Source organism: Microbacterium caowuchunii, from assembly GCF_008727755.1.
Classification (GTDB): domain Bacteria; phylum Actinomycetota; class Actinomycetes; order Actinomycetales; family Microbacteriaceae; genus Microbacterium; species Microbacterium caowuchunii.
This window is the reverse complement of the sequence record NZ_CP044231.1, coordinates 2,132,589-2,151,211: the sequence shown is the minus strand read 5'-3', so window position 1 is coordinate 2,151,211 and position 18,623 is coordinate 2,132,589. Positions and strand designations below refer to the sequence as shown.

The window sequence follows — 18,623 nt, the reverse complement described above, 5'->3', positions numbered from 1 at the left end:
TGCTCCCGCGCCCCGGCCGCGAGGCCCCCGGCGTCCTGCATCCGGGACCGCACCGCACAACGGCGGAGATGGTCGGCGACGCGCCGCGGATGCGGCCTCCCGCCCGGCGCGTCGCGCACGGTGTCCGCCGTTGTGCTCGGACGCGACGGCGATGACCGCTCAGACGAGGACCTTCCGTAACCACACGGTCGCGTTCGGGTTGTCGTTGTAGGCCGGGATCGACTGGAATCCGGCACGGGCGTAGAGCCCGGCGGCCGCCTCGAGCGAGTGATGCGTGTCGAGCACGAGCTCTCTGGCGCCGAGGTCCCGGGCATGCTGCTCGAGCTCAGCGAGCAGGCGGCCCCCGCCTCCCGCGCCGCGGGCGGTCGGCCGGACGTAGAGGTGCTTCACCTCGAAGCGGATCCCGGCGGGGCCCGGTTCCAGCCGGCGCACCCCGCCGCAGCCGATCGCCTCGCCGGCATCGTCCTCGAGGATCAGGAAGACTCCGGCCGGGGGGACGAACACCGCCGGGTCCGGCAGGACGGTGCGGTAGCCGCCGCCCGGGAATCCGGCGGCGCGCGCGGCGAAGTACTCGGTGAGCAGGGTCTGGGCGGCGGGGGTGTCCGCCGCGACGGCACGCACACGGGACATGCCACCGAGCCTATCCGGGTGCGCCTAGGCTGGATCCCATGACGACGCGCGTGGCCATCGTGGGCGGGACCGGCAAGCTCGGGGCGGTGATCCGCGCCGTGACCGAGGCCGAGGACGGCTTCGAGGTCGTCGCGTCGCTCTCGTCCCGAGACGATCTGAGCGCCATCGGCGAGGCCGATCTGGTCGTGGACGCCTCCACGCCGGCCGTGTCCCTGGAGGTCGTCCGCGCCGCCATCGAGCACGGCGTCAATGTGCTGGTGGGCACGAGCGGGTGGTCGGCGGAGCGGATCGCGCTCGTCCGCCCCCTCGTCGCGGCGTCGGGGACCGGGGCGGTCTTCGTCCCGAACTTCTCCCTCGGCTCCGTCATGGGCACGGCGCTGTCCGCGGCCGCGGCCCCGTTCTTCGCCTCCATCGAGATCATCGAGGCGCACCGGGAGACCAAGATCGATTCCCCGAGCGGCACGGCAGTGCGCACCGCCGAGCTCATCGCCGCCGCCCGCGCGGGGGTGGGACCGGTCGTCGCCCCGCACGTGGACCAGCGGGCGCGGGGGCAGCAGGTCGCCAGCGTCCCGGTGCATTCGCTGCGGCGCCCCGGCGTCGTCGCGCGCCAGGAAGTCGTGCTGTCCGGGCCGGGGGAGTCGCTGTCGATCGTGCACGACACCATCGACCCGGCGCTGGCCTATGCGCCCGGCATCCGGCTGGCCCTCGCCGCCGCTCGTGATGCGCGGGGAGTGCATGTGGGCCTCGACAGCTTCCTCGACATCGGCATCCGCATCCCGGACGGTCAGCCGGCGGAGCCCCCGATGGACGACCAGGTGCCCGGACAGGTCGCCCGCGTCACGGAGTCATGAACGCGCGCATCGGCGTCGCGGTGATGACCGCGGCCTTCGTGCTCTACGCGGTGCTCGTCGGCCAGCGCGCCTGGCTCCTGCTGACCAGCGGCGAACCGGTCGGGATCGCGATGGGTGCCGCGCTCGTCATCCTGCCGATCATCGCGGTGTGGGGGATATCCCGGGAGCTCTGGTTCGGGGTGCGCGCAGCCGCGCTCGGCCGGCGCCTGGAATCCGAGCACGCCCTCCCCGAGGAGGAACTGGCCGCGCGGCCCAGCGGCCGGGTGCTGCGGGAGGAGGCGGACGCCGTCTTCCCGGCCTACCGCGAGGCGGTCGAACGGTCCCCCGAGGACTGGCGCGCCTGGTACCGGCTCGGACTGGCCTACGACGGGTCCGGCGACCGCAAGCGTGCGCGCGCGGCGGTGCGCACCGCCATCCGGCTCGAGCGCGACGCCAAGGCCTGACGCACGCGTCAGCCGGATGCGGGGACGGCGGCGTCGACCGCATCCTCCACCGAGGTGTGGGTGAACCGGAAGCCCGTGCGCTCCAGCACCTCGGGACGCACATCCTGATCGTTCGTGAGGAGGGCCTCGGTGGCGTCCCGGCCGAGCAGGGCACGCAGCGCCCACGCGGGTGCGCGCACGACGTAGGGCCGGTTCATCCGGCGGGCGAGCGCGAAGCCCAGATCGTTCGCCGTCGCCCGTGTCGGTCCGGTCAGGTTCACGGGACCGGAGATGTCCGTCGCCAGGACGTGCCGGATCGCCGCGACCTCGTCGTCCAGGCTGATCCAGGGCCACACCTGGGTCCCGCGGCCGATCGGTCCCGACAGTCCGAACCGGGTGAGCAGCATCAGCGGGGCGAGCACTCCGCGCGGGTGCACGACGGGTGCGGTGCGCAGGAGGGCGATCCGGGCATGCGTCCCGGCGTCCATGGCCGCGTGCTCCCAGCGCCGGCAGAGGTCGGCGAGGAACGTGGCTCCGGCGGGCGCCGACTCGGTGAGCACCTTCCCGGGTTCCGATCCGTAGTAGCCCACGGCGGATGCGGAGACGAACGCCGGGGCGTCCTCGCCCAGCTCGCGGATCGCGGTCGCGAGGGTCCGGGTCGGAGTGAGCCGGGACCACAGCAGGCGGCTGCGGTAGGACGCCGTCCAGGGGAAGCGCCCCACGCTCGCACCGTTCAGCCCGACGACGGCGTCCGCGCCGGCGAGGACCGCCGGATCCAGCGGGCGGGCGTCGGTGAGCCACTCGATCTCGCCCGCATCGCGTGCGGGCCGGCGCACGAGGGGGACGACCTCGACGCCGTCCGCCCGCAGCGACGCCGCGAGCGCCTGGCCGATGAGGCCCGAGGCGCCCGCGACGACGACGCGGCGGGGTTCAGGCAAGCGTGGCCTCGAGGGTGATCTCGATGCCCGCCAGCGCCTGGGAGACCGGGCAACCGGTCTTGGCCTCGTCCGCGAGGCGGGCGAAGTCCTCGGCCGACAGGCCCGGGACGGTCGCGTTGACGTTCAGGTGGCTGCCGGTGATCCCGGTGCCGGGGATGAAGGTGACGGACGCGGTCGTCTCCACGCTCTCCGGCGGGGTGCCGTTCTGGGACAGCGCGTGCGAGAGCGCCATGCTGAAACAGGCCGAGTGCGAGGCCGCCAGCAGCTCCTCGGGCGTGGTCACGGAGGTCGATCCCTCGCTGCGGGCCTTCCAGTTCACGGCCAGCGGGCCCTGATTGGAGGACTCGAGTGCCACCTGCCCGGACCCGTCGGTGAGGCTTCCCGCCCAGCTCGTCGTCGCTTCGCTCGTCACGCTCATGGCGCGCTCCTTTCGGTCACGGCCGCACCTCGGCCCCTCCGTCAGGCTAACGGGCCGTCCGGGCGGCCGCGACGCCTTGACAGCGTCCCCGCCTCAGACGGCGCGGCGCCGCCCCACGAGACCGGCGCGCTGCAGCAGCAGGTAGATCCGGCATCCGAGGCAGAGCCCGAAGACGGCGTTCAGCGCGGCCGCGACGAAGGCGAGCGCGGCGGCGACCGGAAGCGCCCAGGGCACGCCGACCAGATGCAGCACGAGACCGGTCGCGGTGACGACGAGGCCGACGCCCTGCGCGAAACGCGGTGGCCGCGCATCCTCGAACGCCGTCGCCGGGCGCAGGTGCGGCTGTATCCAGCGGCGGAAGAACACGCCCCACGGCGCGGTCCGCGGCGACAGCACGCCCCAGAGGAAGAGCGCCGCGATCAGAGCGAGCAGGAGGAACGCGGGATCGAGCAGCCGCTCCGCCGGCGACGCGGAGGGCAGCGCCCAGCTCGCACCGTCCGCGGGGAAGGATGCGGCGGCCAGAGGCTGGTAGGCGAACCATCCGAAGGACCGCGCGGTGGACAGGCCGGTGAGCCCGAGGAACGTCGCTGTGAGCAGGAGCACCGCCGTCACGGCGGCGGCGAATCGTGGTCCACGGACGTCGATCCGCGCCGCGGCCGCTTCAGACATGCGCGTCCTCCCGGATGCGGGCCAGCTCCAGCTCCAGGACCTCGCGGTTGGGCGCGCCGCCGAACCGCGTGCGGACGATGCCGCGACCGTCCAGCAGAAGGGTCGTCGGGGTCTGCAGGATGTGGAAGTGCCGGGCGATGTCGGGACGATGCGTCAGATCGACGTCGAGGTGGAGGACGCCCGGGTGGGAAGCGGCCACGTCGGCGAGTGTGCGGTGGACCCCGGGACAGCGGGAGCAGAGCTCGGTGCTGAACTGCAGCAGGGTGGCCTCCTCGCCGAGGACCGCGGCGCCCAGACGCACGGGGTCGACCGGTTCGGCCGGATCCACCCGGCGGGGGCGGTTCTGGCGCCACCGCAGCAGGAGCCCGGCGCCGAGGGTCGTCACCAGCAGTGCGGTGAGCACGGCGGCGGCGGTCAGGAGGTCCACGACAACCCAGGCTAGTCGGATGCGGGGCCGTGACGGCCGATGGAACGGACATCCCCGCTCCGGAGGCGGTCGCCCGGTGCGGCGACGTGTCCGGGGGGAGGTCCCCGGTATCGTGGCAGCCGTGACGAAGCCGATCCCCACCCCGTACGAGGACCTCCTGCGCGACGTGCTGGAGCACGGCACCCACAAAGACGACCGGACGGGCACCGGCACCACCAGTGTGTTCGGCCGTCAGCTCCGGTTCGACCTCTCCCAGGGGTTCCCGCTGATCACCACGAAGCGCGTCCACTTCGCCTCCATCGCCTACGAGCTCCTGTGGTTCCTGCGCGGGGAGTCGAACGTGCGCTGGCTGCAGGAGCACGGTGTGACGATCTGGGACGAATGGGCGGACGCCGACGGCGAGCTCGGTCCGGTGTACGGCGTGCAGTGGCGGTCGTGGCCGACGCCCGGCGGGGAGCACATCGATCAGATCGCCCTCGTGCTCGACCAGATCCGCACGAACCCGGACTCCCGGCGTCTCCTGGTCTCCGCGTGGAACCCGGGCGACATCCCGGATATGGCGCTGGCACCGTGCCATGCCATGTTCCAGTTCTACGTCGCGGACGGGAAGCTGTCCTGCCAGCTGTACCAGCGCAGCGCCGACCTGTTCCTCGGTGTGCCGTTCAACATCGCCTCCTACGCCCTGCTCACCCTCATGGTCGCCCAGCAGACCGGACTCGAACCGGGCGACTTCGTCTGGACCGGCGGGGACTGCCACATCTACGACAACCACCGTGAGCAGGTCCGGGAGCAGCTGACGCGGGAGCCGTACCCGTACCCCACCCTGCGGTTCGCCCGGACCCCCGAGTCGATCTTCGACTACGCCTACGAGGACTTCGTCCTGGAGGATTACCGGCACCACCCGGCGATCCGGGGCGCGGTCGCAGTATGACGGCCGGCATCGGACTGATCTGGGCGGAGGCCGCCGGCGGTGTGATCGGTGCGGAGGGCGGCATGCCCTGGTACGTGCCGGAGGACCTGGCGCACTTCAAAGAGGTCACGGCGGGTGCGACGGTCATCATGGGCAGGAAGACCTGGGCCTCGCTGCCGGATGCCTTCCGTCCGTTGCCCGGGCGACGCAACATCGTGGTCACCCGCAACGACGAGTGGTCGGCGCCCGGAGCCGAACCCGCCTCCTCGCTGGATGCCGCGCTGCGCGAGGCGACCAGCGGCGACACCGCCGGACGGGTGTGGGTGATCGGCGGGGGAGAGATCTTCCGTGCCGTCATCGCCCTCGCGGACCGGCTGGAGGTCACCGAGCTCGACGTCGAGGTCGCCGGGGACACGTTCGCGCCGGATCGAAGCGGATGGTCGGTGGTGGATGCCCAGCCTCGCGAGGGCTGGGCGACGTCGCGGTCGGGCACGCGGTACCGCTTCCTGCGACTGGAGCGGCCGGCGAGGGGAAGCACGCAGACCGGGACCTGAGGCATCTTGTGGGCGGCACCCCCCGCGACGATAGTGGGGACGGTGACGCGTCGACCGCTGGAGGGAACCGACATGGCAGCCCTCGTGACCCAGGTCTGCGAAGGCCGATGATGCCCGGGCACCGGTGACCGCGTGCGCGTCCGGCTCGACGTCGTAGGCAAGGCCGAGGGCAAGGACGTGCTCCCGGCGACCACCCTCGTGTTCGAGACCGGGCGTGCCACCCTCGGATTCGCGGAGACCGAGCAGAGGCCGAGCGTCCTCGGCCTCCTGGCCTCCGGCCGGATGCGTCCGGACAGTGGACAGGTCCTGATCGACGGCGAGGTCGATCCGGCTCAGATGCGCCGCCGCATCGCCCTGGTCGATGCCCCGGACATCTCCGCCCCGGAGCCCAACGTCGCCGTCTCCGGCGTCGTCGGGGAGGAGCTCATGTTCGCCGGTCGGCGCGCGGGCCGCTCGCGCGCCCGCAAGTGGCTCGGCCGTCTGGGCATGGCGGATGCGGCGCATCTGCCGGTCAGCAACCTCGATCCCGCGCGCCGGATCCGGATGCTGTGCGAGCTGGCCGTGCTCCGCGGTGATGTCGAGGGGCTGGTGGTGGTCTCCCCGGACCGGCATGGCGGGGATCCACGGGTCTGGTGGGCGCTCGGAAGCGACTTCGCGGACCGTGGCTTCGCGGTCCTCATGATCGCCGGCGAGGCGTCGCGTCTCGTGCTGGGACCGGTCACCGGCGTGGGGCCGGATGTGCCGGCCGATCCCACCGCGGAGCTCCCCGTGGAAGGGACGGCGCCGTGAAGATCTCGCGGATGAGCGCAGCGGAGCTGCGCCGGCTCGTCTCCACACCGCTGTCCGCGGTCGCGCTGCTGGCGCTCCTGTGCGTACCCATCCTCTACGGCGGCTTCTACCTCTGGGCGAACCAGGACCCGTACGACCGGCTGGGGGGGATCCCCGCCGTCGTGGTGGTGAACGACGACGGCGCCGAGATCGAGGGGACCCAGCGGAATCTGGGGGACGAGATCGCGCAGGAACTGCTCAACAGCAAGACCTTCGCCTGGAGCGAGGCCGGTCAGAAGAAGGCGGAGACCGGGCTCGTCGACGGGCGGTACGAGTTCGCGATCGTCATCCCCAAGGACTTCTCCGCCTCCATCGCCTCCCTCACCGGCGCGGACCCGCGCCAGGGACTCATCGAGCTGCGTACCAACGACGCGAACAACTACCTCGCCTCGACGATCGGATCGCAGGCCGTGCAGCGGGTGCAGACGGTCATCGCGCGGAAGGTCGTGGATGCGGCGGCCGGCGCGGTGCTGGACGGGCTCGCCGAGATCCGCGTCAAGCTCGTGGAGGCCGCATCGGGTGCCGCCCAGATCTCCGACGGACTGGCGACGGCCGGCACCGGGGTGGGGGAACTCCGAACCGGCGCGCAGGAACTCGCGGACGGCACGGTCCGGCTGCGGGACGGCGCGCAGACGCTGTCCTCCGGCTCCCAGCAGGTGGCCGGCGGAGTCCGGGAGATCGACCGCATCGCCGACGAGGCCGGCGCCATCGCCGCCGCGGCGACGGCCGACCTGCCCCGTCTGCAGTCGGACATCGCGCAGGTGCTGACGGACGCGGGGCTCAGCCAACCCCAGATCGACCAGGTCCTCGCCTCCCTGGCTCCGGTGGGCGAGCGCATCCGCGCCGTCGACGCGCGCCTGCAGAACGCCGTGGGCCGGATCGACCGTCTGGCCGCCGGCGCGGGCGAGGTGGCCTCTGGTGCCGGGGAACTGTCATCCGGACTGGAATCGGCCTCGAGCGGTGCGCAGCAGCTGGTGGGCGGACTGGACCAGCTCGGCGCCGGGATCGGGGAACTGTCCTCCGGGGCGGGCGAACTCACGACGGGTCTGGAGGACGGCGTCGGCGAGGTCCCGGACAGCACCCTGGAAACCCGGCGCGCGCAGAGCGCGATGCTGGCCGACCCGGTCCGCATCGAGACGAGCGCCCTGGCGCAGGCGCAGAACTACGGGGCGGGACTCGCACCGTTCTTCGCGGCGCTCGCCGCCTGGATCGGCATCTACGCCCTCTTCCTGATCGTGAAGCCGGTCTCCCGGCGAGCGCTCACGGCGATGGACGCCCCCGTGCGGGTGACGATCGCGGGATGGCTGACCCCCGCACTGCTCGGCGCCGTGCAGATGCTGGGGCTGTTCGCGGTGCTTGCGGTGGCGCTCGGGTTCCGGTTCGCCAACCCGGTAGCGGTGCTGGGCCTGCTGGTGTTCGCGTCCGCGTGCTACACGTGGATCATCCTCGCGCTGAACGTCTGGCTCGGGGCGGTCGGTCAGTTCCTCGGACTCGTCCTCATGGTGCTGCAACTGGTCACCGCGGGCGGTACGTTCCCCTGGCAGACGTTGCCCGCCCCGCTCGCGGCACTGCACGAGGTGCTCCCCATGGGCTTCGTCGTCGACGCCCTGCGTCAGGTCATGTACGGGGGAGACCTGTCACGGGTCTGGACCGACATGGGTGTCGTCCTGGCGTGGGCGATGGTCGCCGCCATCGCGACGGCCGCGGGGGTCTCCCGCATGACACGATTCCTCACGCTGCGTGATCTCCAGCCGAGCATCCTGCAATGACCGGGTCCATCGCGGCTGCGCCGCAGAACAGAAGGGACGATCGATGACCTCCGTCGAACACGCGCGCGACAGCGCGCAGCCGAATCCGAAACCCGCCTACGCCCAGCCACGACTGATCCTCTACGTCCTGCTGGGCGGCGCGATCGGCACCGCCGGGCGCGAAGGGCTCTCGCTCGCGATGCCGTCCGACGGCGGGGTGCCCTGGGCGGTCCTGATCGTCAACCTCCTCGGCGCGTTCATCCTGGGATTCCTGCTGACCGCGCTCGCCGCCCGCACACCGGAGACGCCCGGACGGCGTGATCTGCGGCTTTTCGCCGGGACGGGGATGATGGGCGGCTTCACCACCTACAGCTCGCTGGCGACCGACACCGCGACGCTCTACGAGACGCACGCGGGGATCGCGACGGCGTACGGGCTCGGCAGCGTCATCGGGGGCATCCTGACCGCGTTCCTCGGCGTGCTGCTCGGCGGCGCGCTGTCCCGTCCCGCATCGACCGGCAGGGCCGCCGCATGAACGCCGGCGTGTTCCTCCTCGCGGTGCTCGGTGGTGGCATCGGCGCATCCCTCCGGTTCATCCTGGACGGGCTCATCATGCGGCGGGTCCACAACGGCTATCCGTGGGGCACGTTCATCATCAACAGCACGGGCTCGCTGATCCTCGGGTTCCTCACCGGTCTGTCGGACTCCTCCGTGCTGGACTCCGCCTGGCTGTTCATCATCGGGGGCGGCGTCATGGGCGGATACACGACGTTCAGCACCGCGATGGTCGACACGGTGCACATGCTGCAGAAGCGCACCTACGGCCGGGCGCTGTGGAACGCCATCGGGATGATCGTGGTCACCGTCGTGCTCGCTCTGCTCGGGCTGCTGCTGGGCCGAGCCGTGTGAAGCACAGGGCAGCAGGGCGCAGCCGCGTTCCGGCGACGTGTCAGCGACGGATCCGTGCCGTACCGAACGCATCCCCGCGACGGGACCGGGCCGCCCTCCTAGGTTTGCGGCATGGACGCGGTCTGGATCGTGCTCGGAGCGCTCGTCCTGCTGCTCACCCTCCTGGACACCTTCCTCGCCGTCCTCAACTACGACGAGGGGGGCCTGTTCGTCGACAAGATCGTCCGGGGCCAATGGCTCGTGCTCCGTGCGATCACGCGCCGCGTCGACCGGCGGTGGCGGCCGCTCGTGCTGCGGCAGGTGACGGGCGTCCTGCTGTTGACCACCATCTTCTGGTGGCTGCTCGGGATCATCCTCGGGTACGCCCTGATGTATCTGGGCGCCATGGGCCACACCGATGCGTTCCAGATATCCCCGGGGGTGGAGCGGGACTTCTGGGGTGCGTTCTATCTGAGCGTCGGGCAGTTCGCCACCGTCGGCGTCGACAACATCTCCCCGGCCGTCGCGGTGCTCGATCTGCTGACGGTGAGCGAGGCGATGGTCAGCATCGTGCTGCTGTCGTTCATCATCACCTTCCTCGGCAGCGTGTACGGCGTCATCCAGTCGCTGCGCTCCTTCTGCGGGAACTTCTTCACCGTGGGACGCGGGATCGGCGATCCCGTCGAGACCCTCGCCCCGTTCTTCCCCGACGGCGTCTCCCGCGGACTGGACGGTCAGCTGGGGGCGATCGTGGACTCGATGGGGTCCTATGCGGACGGTCTCTCGCAGAACCGGGCGGCCTACTACTTCCAGAGCGGCCGCGACCAGTTCTCGCTGCCCTTCGCGCTGGCCATGACCGGCGGGGTCATCGGAGCGCTGCGATGGGGGCTGCCGGAGGGGAGCGATCCCGGGAAGGAACCGAACCTCGCGCGCCTGATGGAGCTCTACGAGGACCTCCGGCTGCGGATGCAGCGTACGTTCGGTCTTCCTGAGCCGACGCTGCGCTCGCCGGTGTCGGCATCCGAGTTCGCGGAGGCCGTCGCGGCGTTCGGCAGCGCCGGATCGCGGGCGCTGTCGGACCCGTGGGTCCTGCGATTCCTGGCGATCGACCGGCGGATGGCGGAATTGACGCACTCGGCGGCGGCGACCGAGCCCGCGGAGGCGTACCGGCGCTATACCCAGTGGCTGCCCTTCGAGGTCCGGTCGCGCACGTTCGTCACCGCGGTGAGTCAGGACCTGGACTATCAGCCGATCTACCACGAGATCGTCACCTCTCCCGACGGCATCCCGCTCGGTCCGGTGGATGCGGCGACACTTCCGGCCGACGTCACCCCTCCGCCGGGCGCGCAACGCAGCCGTCCGCAGCGGAACGCGCTCGTCCGGTGGCTGCGGCGCCGTCATCTCCTCATCGACCCGGGGCAGGTCCGGTTCATCGCCGCCATGCGGTCACTGATCGCGGTGGTGGCCGCCGTCCTGATCGTCATCCCCCTCGCCGCCCTCGCCGGGCGGGACGTTTCCGCCGCCGCGGTCTTCGCCGGCCTCGTGTCCCTGTTCGCCACGGCCGCGGCGAGCACGGGAGGTCGTAAACGTGCCTGGTGGTCGAACGGTCTCACCGTCGTCCCGGCGCTCATCGGCGCGGCGCTCGGGGTGTTGCTTCCCCGCGAGCCGGTCCTGGCGATCTTCGAGCTCGCGGCGATCGCTGCCCTCGCGACCTGGGTGCGCAGATTCGGGCCGGCCGTCGGCGGGCTCGGCCAGCTCGCGTTCCTGACCTACTACATCGCCCGTCTCCTGGGGCTCGGGATCGCCGACCTGCCGAGTGTGCTTCTGGCGGCGACGGTGGGACTGGCATGCAGCTGGATCGTCGCCCTCGTGCCGGGGCCGAGCGTCCGGCGGCAGATAGACGCGGGGATAGACGCGTTGTACGAGCGCGTCTTCCTCCTCGTGGACACGATGGTCGATCTCGTCTCGAGCGGACGCCGTGACGCCCGTCTCGTCCGGACGCTCCGGACGGAGGAGGCGGCACTGCTGCAGACGGCGACATCCGTCAGCGGGAATCTGGACGGGGACGAGGTCCGCGGCATGCCCGCCTCCCGGGCACGGGCACTGCGGGTGCGGGTGTTCGATCTCCAGCTGGCCACGCAGAGCCTGATCACGATGCTCCCCGCCACCTTCAGCATCGCCGTCACCGTGCAGCAGAGGGCACGTCTGGCGGCGGATCTCCTGGAGGTGCAGGAGCGGATCGACTCCTATCGGGCCGCTACGCGGACCGGCCCCGGGCCGGCCGTCGGATCCGCCGCGGCGCACGACGCCCGGAGCGACGAGCCGTCGACCGCTCCCGATCCCGCCCGCTCGGGACCGCCGGCGGAGTGGCCGCGGGAAGCGCGACGGATCCTCGGCAGCATCGGGGAGCTCCGGGCGGCCATCAGCAGGTTGCACGATGTGCAGGTCGCGGAGGAGGTCGAGACCCACGCCATGGCCGAGACGTCCCATCCGCCGACCGCGGGGAGGGGACCGGCGCCTTCGGCCGACGCACGGCGGGCGGCGGCCAGGACAGCCGACAAGCAGGCCGTGCAGGCCGCCGTCTCGACGGGGCTGGCACTGTTCCTCGGCGGGTTCGTCTCCACCAGTCATCAGTACTGGGCGGCGATGCCCGCCTTCCAGGTGCTCAGCGGCTCCGACGCCGAGACCCGGTCCAAGGGGTTTCAACGCATCGTCGCCACGATCGCCGGTTCCGGGGTGGCGTTCACCCTCGCGGTCGTCGCGGGGCACGACCCCGCGGTCGCCATCCCGCTGCTCATCCTCAGCGCATTCGTGATGTCGTTCATCAGATCGGTGTCCCCGGCGTGGACGGCCTTCTGGATGACGCTTCTGCTGGCGACCGTCTACGACGTGCTCGGCAGGCTGAACGTGGAGACCATCGAGATCCGCCTCGCCGAGACGGCGATCGGAGCGGTCGTCGCCGTCGTGGTCTCGGCGATCGTCCTCCCGACCCGCACACGCACGCGCGTGCTCAAGGGCATGGCTGGAGTGGTCGACACGGCGGCGGCGCTCTCGAACGACGTGTTCTCCCGGGTACTCGGCGCGCCGACGCCGACCGACCAGGAGCTCTCCCGCGCGGTGCGGGAACTCGACGCCAAGCTGGGCGACGTCGAGAAGCTCTCCCGCCCCATCCAGCGCAATCCCGGCTCTCTCCAGGCGAGCGGCATCGAGGCGCAACTGACGTGCCTGTGGGCGCTGCTGGACTACGAGGGCCATGCCATGCGTCTGTTGCGCAGGTTCGCCGGGGACTCCTCGAGCGCGGCACGGTGGCGGGATCTGTCGGTTGCGACGTCGGAGAACTTCGAGGCCGTCCGCGCCGTCCTCTCCGGTTCTCTGCCGCAGCGGGTGCATGTCCTCCCCGAGGTCGGAGAGGACCCTTCGGCTACCGAGTTCGAGCGGACGATGATCCTGCAGGTCCTGCGACTCAACCAGACCCTCCTGGCGCTCCTGGACGCTGTGGCGCCGGGGACGGTGGCGTCCATGACCAACGGGGGCGTCGCGACGGCACAGACGGGGCGGGATGCCGGGGGCGCGGACGCGCGGGCCTGATCAGGTGCGGGCGGCCCGGGCCTTCCGTCTGCGGATGTTCAGCGCGACGATCGCGAGGCCCGCGGAGACGAGCAGAGCCCAGACCCACCCACCCATCTCCGTGAATTCGGTCGCCTCACTCGTCCCTGCCGCGGCGGCCAGGAGCGTGCCGGCGAGCGCGATGCCGAGCATCTGTCCCACCTGCTTCGAGGTGGAGATGAGGCTCGATGCGAGCCCTGCCTCTTCGGGGGGCAGCGACGACAGTGCGGTGACGCTGACCGGATCGGCGATGAGCCCGAAGCCGAAGCCGAACACGAGATAGGGGAGGATCACCGTCCACAGGGGAGCGGACTCGGTCGCCCAGAGCGCGACCGCGCCCACCGTCATCAGCGCGCCGCTGATCAGCAGCGCAAGACGCGATCGGTTCTTCTCGACGAATCGTGCCGCCAGCAACGCCGAGGCCGTCGCCCCACCGGCCAGCGGGAGGGTCATGAGGCCGGCGGACGACGCGTCGAGGCCACGTTCGGCCTGCAGGTAGAACGTGTTCAGGAACAGCAGGGCGGCGAGGGCGAGGTAACCGAGCACCGCGGTGACGAGCCCTGTCGAGAAGGAGGCTCGCCGGAACAGGCGCACCGGGATCAGCGGGTACTTCTTCCGGAGCTCGACGGGCACGAGCATTACGAGCGACACGACGGCGGCGCACGCGCAGACCAGGACGGCCGGGGAGGTCCAGCCCAGATGCACCCCCTCGATGAGGGTGAAGGCGAGCGTGGCCAGCAGGACGGTCAGCAGGAGCTGACCGAGCGGGTCGAACGGGTCCGGCGCATCAGAGCGGGACTCGCGCAGGAGAACGACGCCGAGTACCAGCGCGAGGAGGCCGAGCGGGACCCCGGCCCAGAAGATCGACTGCCAGCCGAAGTCGCGCACCAGCAGACCGCCGAGGATCGGCCCGGCGGCCAGCGACGCCGTGCCGACAGTCGTCCACCACATCACCGCGACGGCCTTCGCGGACACCTGGGGGAAGGCCGCCGTGAGCAGGGAGAGTCCGGCCGGCGCGATCAGGGCGCTGCCGATGCCCTGGATGACCCGTCCCACGATGAGCCAGGGCACCGCGTCGCTCAGGGCGCACACCACCGCTCCGATCACCATGACGAGATTGCCCAGCGCCAGCACGCGCTTGCGGCCCCAACGATCCGCGAGGGTGCCGGCGAAGGTCAGCATGCTCGCCAGCGCGATGATGTAGGCGCTCACCAGCCACTGCAGGGATTCCACGCCCGCGCCGAGGTCCTTCGATATGGCCGGCAACGCCATGTTGATGGCGCTGCCGTAGACGTTGTGCAGGAACTGCGAGAGACAGCAGACGAACGTGAGTGAGATGTTCGTCGCGTTCTTGACCATGACGCGTCCCTCCTTCGCGGTGTGGGGGACGACTCTAGCCATGCTCCGGATGACATGTCGCTGATGCGACTCCGTCGCGACAGCGCCCTCGGATCTGTGCCCTCGGGTACGGGTTGGTGTCGCATCGCGCGGAGTCATGGCTGCTTCGGGGAAGGCGTGCCAGTCTTTCGTCGAAAGGGGCCGTACCGGATCGGTGCGACCCACCGCCGACGATGCAGGAGCCGCCATGGACCTCTCTCCGCGTGAGATCGACAAGCTGTACGTCTACCAGGTGGCGGAGATCGCCCGCCGCCGTCGGGATCGAGGAACGAAGCTCAATGTGAGCGAGGCTCAGGCTCTCGTGACGGAGGCGATCCTCGAGGGGGCCAGGGACGGCAAGTCCGTCGCCGAGTGCATGGAACTGGGCAAGAAGATCGTCACGGCCGACGAGTGCATGGGCGGCGTGCGGGAGCGGATCCAGCTGCTGCAGGTCGAAGCCACGTTCCCCGACGGCAGCAAACTGGTCTCCTGCCACGACCCGATCGCGGGATGACCCGATCATGACGCCGGGCTCCGTACGGACCGTGCTGGTGGGTGGACACGAGAGCGCCGACGGCGAGGACCTCACACGGTTCGCCGGCCTGCTCGACGCGCCGGCGCAGGTCTCCGCCGCCGGCCGCACCCTGGACCGGGCCGTGTCGGACGCGCTGGCCGCGGGGGAGACCGTCGTCGTCGTCCCCATGACCTTCGGGCGCAATCCCACGATGGTGGCGGATGCTGCCAAGACGCTGCGGTGGCTCGCCGCCAAGAACCCCGGCCGGCTGGCGCTGACCGCGCCCTTCGGACAGCCCGATCACCTCACCGCATGGCTGCGGACGGCGGCGAACCGGGCTCGGGCCAGCGATTCCGGCGACGCGCTGCTGATCATCGCCCCGCGTTCGAACCCCTTCGACGAAGCCGAGCTCCACCGGCTCGCCTACCTCGTCGCCGCCAACGGCGCACTGCCCGAGGTGCATGTCGCCATCGCCGATGACGCCGAGGAGGTGGACCGGGCGGCCGACCGCGTGCGCCGGGTGGCTCCCGGGCGGGTCGTGGCGGTGCCGGCGGGGTTCGCGGCCCACCTGCCGGGCGCCGACGTGGAGCAGGTGGCCCCGCTCATGAGCGACGCCGCGGTCATCCGCGTCATCCGTTCCCGGGTGCGGGAGGCGCTGGCGGCGCTCGCCGCCGGTGACGACGGGATCGACACGGGTCTCGCCGCCGACCACGGCCACGGTTACGCGCACTCCCACACCTTCGAGGCGACCGCGGGGCACCACCATCCGCACGGCGGCGCCGCGCCCCACATGCACGCGGACGGCACCGTGCACGCGCACGGACACGGCGAGGCCCGCCTCGTCGCCGCCGGTCGTGAGCCGGTCACCACCGCATCCCACGAACCTCACATCTGACACGCCGATCCGGAGGAACATCATGGTCAACAGGAAGCCGAACTACCACCACGGCGAGGATGTGGTCGAGATCAACGCCGGTCGCGACTCGGCCACGCTGGATGTCACCAACACGGGGGACCGTCCGATACAGGTCGGATCGCACTTCCACTTCTTCGAGGTGAATCCCGCCATGCGATTCGAACGGGAGAAAGCCTGGGGCATGCACCTGGACATCCCGGCCGGCACGGGCGTGCGATTCGAGCCCGGTGAGACGAAGCGGATCGGCCTCGTGGCGTTCGCCGGAGCCCGTCGCCTGATGGGGTTCAACGGTCTGGTCAACGGCGGACTCGACGCCGAGGCCACGAAGGCCCGTGCGATGCGGCTGCTCGCCGAAGGCGACTACGAGAACGGGCCGCCCGACGCCGTGGCCGGGGCGGGCACCGACAAGAAGTCGACGCCCGACAAGGCCGCGCCGAAGAAGAGTGGGTCCGCGACGAAGAAGAGGAGCAAGTGACATGGCTGTCATCCCCCGCAAGCAGTACACCGACCTGTTCGGCCCGACGGTGGGCGACAAGGTCCAACTCGCCGACACCAACCTCGTGATCCAGATCGAGAAGGACTACGCCGCCGACAGCTACGGCGACGAGGTCGTCTACGGCGGCGGGAAGTCCGCCCGCGACGGCATGGCGTCGGACCCGCTCGCCAGCTCGGCGCAGGGCGCCCTCGATCTGGTGATCACGAACGTGATCGTGATGGACGCGGTCATCGGCATCGTCAAGGCCGACATCGGTGTCAAGGACGGTCTCATCGTGGGCATCGGCAAGTCCGGCAACCCGCAGACCCAGAAAGGTGTCGATCCCAAGCTCCTGGTGGGTCCCGGCACCGAGGTGATCGCCGGCGAGCACCTGATCGCCACGGCCGGCGCGATGGACCCGCACGTGCACTTCATCTCCCCGCAGCAGGCCTACGCCGCTCTCTCCAACGGCATCACGACGCTGTTCGGCGGTGGGACGGGCCCCACGGACGGTACGAACGGCACGACCTGCACGCCCGGTGTCTGGAACATCCACCGGATGCTGCAGGCCTGGGATGAGCTCCCCGTCAACGTCGGCATCCACGGCAAGGGCAACGGGTCGCATCCGCAGGCGCTCATCGAGCAGATCGAGGCGGGAGCGGGCGGGCTGAAGGTCCACGAGGACTGGGGCACGACGCCGGCCGCGCTCAGCCAGGCGCTGAGCGTCGCCGATGAGTACGACATCCAGGTGGCGGTGCACACCGACAGCCTGAACGAAGCAGGGTTCGTGGAACACACGATCTCGGCGATCGACGGCCGGACGATCCACACCTACCACACCGAGGGGGCTGGTGGCGGCCACGCCCCGGACATCATGAAGATGGCCGGGCAGAGCAACGTGCTGCCCTCCTCGACCAACCCCACGCTGCCGTACACCGTCAACTCGGTGGACGAGCTGCTGGACATGGTCATGGTGTGCCACCACCTGTCCTATGACAGCCCGGAGGACGTCGCCTTCGCCGACTCGCGGGTGCGGGCCGAGACGATCTCGGCGGAGACCGTCCTGCAGGACCTCGGCATCATCTCGATGTTCTCCTCGGACTCGCAGGCGATGGGGCGCATCGGCGAATCGGTCGCCCGTGCCTTCCAGACGGCGCACCACTGCAAGGACCAGAGAGGGAAGCTGCCGGAGGACTCGGAGGACAACGACAACTTCCGAGTGCTGCGCTACCTGGCCAAGCTGACGATCAATCCCGCCATCACCCACGGTCTCTCCGACCACATCGGATCGCTCGAGCCCGGCAAGATGGCCGACATCGTGCTGTGGCCGATCGACACGTTCGGCGCCAAGCCGAAGCTGGTGGTCAAGGGCGGCCTGATCAACTGGGCGCTGATGGGCGATCCCAACGCCTCTCTGCCGACCCCGCAGCCGGTGTACTTCCGGCCGATGTTCGGTGCCCTCGGTCAGACCCTGCACGCCACCCGTGCGACGTTCATGTCGAAGGCGTCGATCGCGAAGGGGGTTCCGGAACAGCTCGGGCTGAAGAGCCGCATCCTCCCCGTGTCGGGAACCCGTTCCATCGGCAAGGAGGACATGGTCCGCAACAACGCGACGCCGGTCATCGACGTGGACCCGGAGACCTACAAGGTGACCGTGGACGGTGAGCCGGCCCACATCGATCCGGCCGCGTCGCTGCCGCTGACCCAGTTGTTCTACCTGGCGTGACGGATTCCCCCGTGGCGATGGAGGATCCGACTGTCACCCGACTGCTGGTGAGTCTGCAGCTCAGCGACTCGGCGTTCCCGAGCGGGTTCTACACGATGTCCCACGGACTCGAGGGATTCCGGCAGGCTGAGCTGGTCGGCCCGGACGGGGTGGGCGACCTCCTCGAGGACCTGCTCGTGGCGTCCGTCGGACCGGGCGATGCGACGGCCCTCGCCCGCGCCCACGGCGCGGCCACGGCCGGGGACTGGGAGCGCGTCGCCGACATCGACCGCGTGCTGTACGCGTCCAAGCTCAACGGCGAACTCCGCCGCGCCAGCGTGCGCAGCGGCCGGCAGCTGGCCGACATCACCGCTGAGACGTTCGCGGGGACGCCGGGCGGCGAGGAGATCACGCGGTGGGCGATGAGGGTGAAGTCGCACGATGTGCCCGGTTGCCAGCCGGTGGTGACGGCGGTCTGCTATGCGGCGACGGGAGTACCCATCGCCGAGGCGGTGGCCTCGGACCTGTTCGCGTTCGCGAGTAGTTTCGCCGGCGCCTGCTTGCGGCTCAGGCTCACCGACCACCGGAGCACCCAGGTGTTGCTGCGGCGGATGCAGCCCGTGATCGCCACCGTCGTCGCGGACGCGCTCGTGCGCCCCCTCGCCGACATCGGGGGTTTCGCCCCGATGGGAGACATCATGTCGGCCGGTCACGAACGGGCGGAAGCCCGGCTGTTCACCAGCTGAC

General features: G+C 70.9%; 20 protein-coding genes. 14 read left to right on the top strand and 6 right to left on the bottom strand.

The genetic code is table 11. From position 1 onward, the window contains the following. Positions 1–159 precede the first annotated feature (159 nt). Complete coding sequence (locus F6J84_RS10340) at positions 160–630, bottom strand: GNAT family N-acetyltransferase (RefSeq protein ID WP_150973522.1); 471 nt, start codon at positions 628–630, stop codon at positions 160–162. 38 nt (positions 631–668) lie between these two features. Here F6J84_RS10340 and dapB point away from each other — a divergent pair, with 38 nt between their 5' ends. Together dapB and F6J84_RS10330 are read left to right on the top strand one after the other, a co-directional pair. Further along, positions 669–1,481 (top strand): 4-hydroxy-tetrahydrodipicolinate reductase, encoded by an 813-nt coding sequence (gene dapB / locus F6J84_RS10335; protein WP_150973520.1) that lies wholly within the window; start codon positions 669–671, stop codon positions 1,479–1,481. Next, positions 1,478–1,924: a tetratricopeptide repeat protein gene (locus F6J84_RS10330; protein WP_150973518.1), complete on the top strand. Its 447-nt coding sequence runs from the start codon at positions 1,478–1,480 to the stop codon at positions 1,922–1,924. The genes dapB and F6J84_RS10330 overlap by 4 nt, the downstream gene beginning before the upstream one ends. An 8-nt stretch (positions 1,925–1,932) precedes the next feature. On the opposite strand, the gene F6J84_RS10325 is transcribed toward F6J84_RS10330, so the two are convergent. From F6J84_RS10325 to F6J84_RS10310, 4 genes are all read right to left on the bottom strand, one after another. Continuing rightward, positions 1,933–2,841: a TIGR01777 family oxidoreductase gene (locus tag F6J84_RS10325; protein ID WP_150973516.1), complete on the bottom strand. Its 909-nt coding sequence runs from the start codon at positions 2,839–2,841 to the stop codon at positions 1,933–1,935. Continuing rightward, the gene (locus F6J84_RS10320; RefSeq protein ID WP_150973514.1) at positions 2,834–3,259 is read right to left on the bottom strand and encodes an OsmC family peroxiredoxin; all 426 of its coding nucleotides are present in this window, start codon (positions 3,257–3,259) and stop codon (positions 2,834–2,836) included. Before F6J84_RS10320 ends, F6J84_RS10325 begins: the two co-directional genes overlap by 8 nt. Positions 3,260–3,352: 93 nt before the next feature. Continuing rightward, the gene (locus tag F6J84_RS10315; RefSeq protein ID WP_150973512.1) at positions 3,353–3,928 is read right to left on the bottom strand and encodes a DUF4395 domain-containing protein; all 576 of its coding nucleotides are present in this window, start codon (positions 3,926–3,928) and stop codon (positions 3,353–3,355) included. Next, the gene (locus F6J84_RS10310; protein WP_150895415.1) at positions 3,921–4,355 is read right to left on the bottom strand and encodes a thioredoxin family protein; all 435 of its coding nucleotides are present in this window, start codon (positions 4,353–4,355) and stop codon (positions 3,921–3,923) included. Before F6J84_RS10310 ends, F6J84_RS10315 begins: the two co-directional genes overlap by 8 nt. Positions 4,356–4,476: 121 nt before the next feature. Between F6J84_RS10310 and F6J84_RS10305 the strand changes: the two genes are divergently transcribed. The 7 genes from F6J84_RS10305 (at position 4,477) to F6J84_RS10275 (ending at position 12,871) form a co-directional block, all read left to right on the top strand. Further along, on the top strand, positions 4,477–5,286 hold the full coding sequence (locus F6J84_RS10305; RefSeq protein WP_238702460.1) for a thymidylate synthase: 810 nt from the start codon (positions 4,477–4,479) through the stop codon (positions 5,284–5,286). After that, positions 5,283–5,819 carry a dihydrofolate reductase gene (locus tag F6J84_RS10300; RefSeq protein ID WP_150973508.1) on the top strand — a complete coding sequence of 179 codons (537 nt, stop codon included), beginning with the start codon at positions 5,283–5,285 and terminating at the stop codon, positions 5,817–5,819. The genes F6J84_RS10305 and F6J84_RS10300 overlap by 4 nt, the downstream gene beginning before the upstream one ends. A gap of 132 nt (positions 5,820–5,951) precedes the next feature. Continuing rightward, a complete protein-coding gene (locus tag F6J84_RS10295; protein WP_191905639.1) occupies positions 5,952–6,608 on the top strand; it encodes a hypothetical protein in 657 nt (218 codons plus the stop codon). An 11-nt stretch (positions 6,609–6,619) separates the two neighbouring features. Then, positions 6,620–8,416, top strand: a complete 1,797-nt coding sequence (locus F6J84_RS10290) for a YhgE/Pip family protein (protein WP_238702459.1) — start codon at positions 6,620–6,622, stop codon at positions 8,414–8,416. A 43-nt stretch (positions 8,417–8,459) separates the two neighbouring features. Then, entirely contained in the window at positions 8,460–8,930 is a 471-nt protein-coding gene (locus tag F6J84_RS10285; protein ID WP_150973504.1) for a fluoride efflux transporter FluC, read from the top strand. Beyond that, on the top strand, positions 8,927–9,304 hold the full coding sequence (gene crcB / locus F6J84_RS10280; RefSeq protein WP_150973502.1) for a fluoride efflux transporter CrcB: 378 nt from the start codon (positions 8,927–8,929) through the stop codon (positions 9,302–9,304). Before F6J84_RS10285 ends, crcB begins: the two co-directional genes overlap by 4 nt. A gap of 111 nt (positions 9,305–9,415) precedes the next feature. Continuing rightward, a complete protein-coding gene (locus F6J84_RS10275; protein ID WP_150973500.1) occupies positions 9,416–12,871 on the top strand; it encodes an FUSC family protein in 3,456 nt (1,151 codons plus the stop codon). Here F6J84_RS10275 and F6J84_RS10270 read toward each other — a convergent pair whose 3' ends face one another. Next, on the bottom strand, positions 12,872–14,290 hold the full coding sequence (locus tag F6J84_RS10270; RefSeq protein ID WP_191905638.1) for an MFS transporter: 1,419 nt from the start codon (positions 14,288–14,290) through the stop codon (positions 12,872–12,874). Between the two features lie 184 nt (positions 14,291–14,474). Here F6J84_RS10270 and F6J84_RS10265 point away from each other — a divergent pair, with 184 nt between their 5' ends. The 5 genes from F6J84_RS10265 to F6J84_RS10245 are packed head-to-tail and all read left to right on the top strand — an operon-like array spanning position 14,475 to position 18,622. Further along, positions 14,475–14,780 carry an urease subunit gamma gene (locus F6J84_RS10265; RefSeq protein WP_150895398.1) on the top strand — a complete coding sequence of 102 codons (306 nt, stop codon included), beginning with the start codon at positions 14,475–14,477 and terminating at the stop codon, positions 14,778–14,780. A 7-nt stretch (positions 14,781–14,787) separates the two neighbouring features. After that, the gene (locus F6J84_RS10260) at positions 14,788–15,675 is read left to right on the top strand and encodes a sirohydrochlorin chelatase family protein (RefSeq protein ID WP_150973496.1); all 888 of its coding nucleotides are present in this window, start codon (positions 14,788–14,790) and stop codon (positions 15,673–15,675) included. Between the two features lie 22 nt (positions 15,676–15,697). Further along, positions 15,698–16,171 carry an urease subunit beta gene (locus F6J84_RS10255; protein WP_150895395.1) on the top strand — a complete coding sequence of 158 codons (474 nt, stop codon included), beginning with the start codon at positions 15,698–15,700 and terminating at the stop codon, positions 16,169–16,171. 1 nt (position 16,172) lies between these two features. Next, positions 16,173–17,897 (top strand): urease subunit alpha, encoded by a 1,725-nt coding sequence (ureC, locus tag F6J84_RS10250; RefSeq protein ID WP_150973494.1) that lies wholly within the window; start codon positions 16,173–16,175, stop codon positions 17,895–17,897. Beyond that, complete coding sequence (locus tag F6J84_RS10245; protein ID WP_238702457.1) at positions 17,894–18,622, top strand: urease accessory protein UreF; 729 nt, start codon at positions 17,894–17,896, stop codon at positions 18,620–18,622. Before ureC ends, F6J84_RS10245 begins: the two co-directional genes overlap by 4 nt. The last annotated feature ends 1 nt before the right edge of the window (position 18,623 follow it).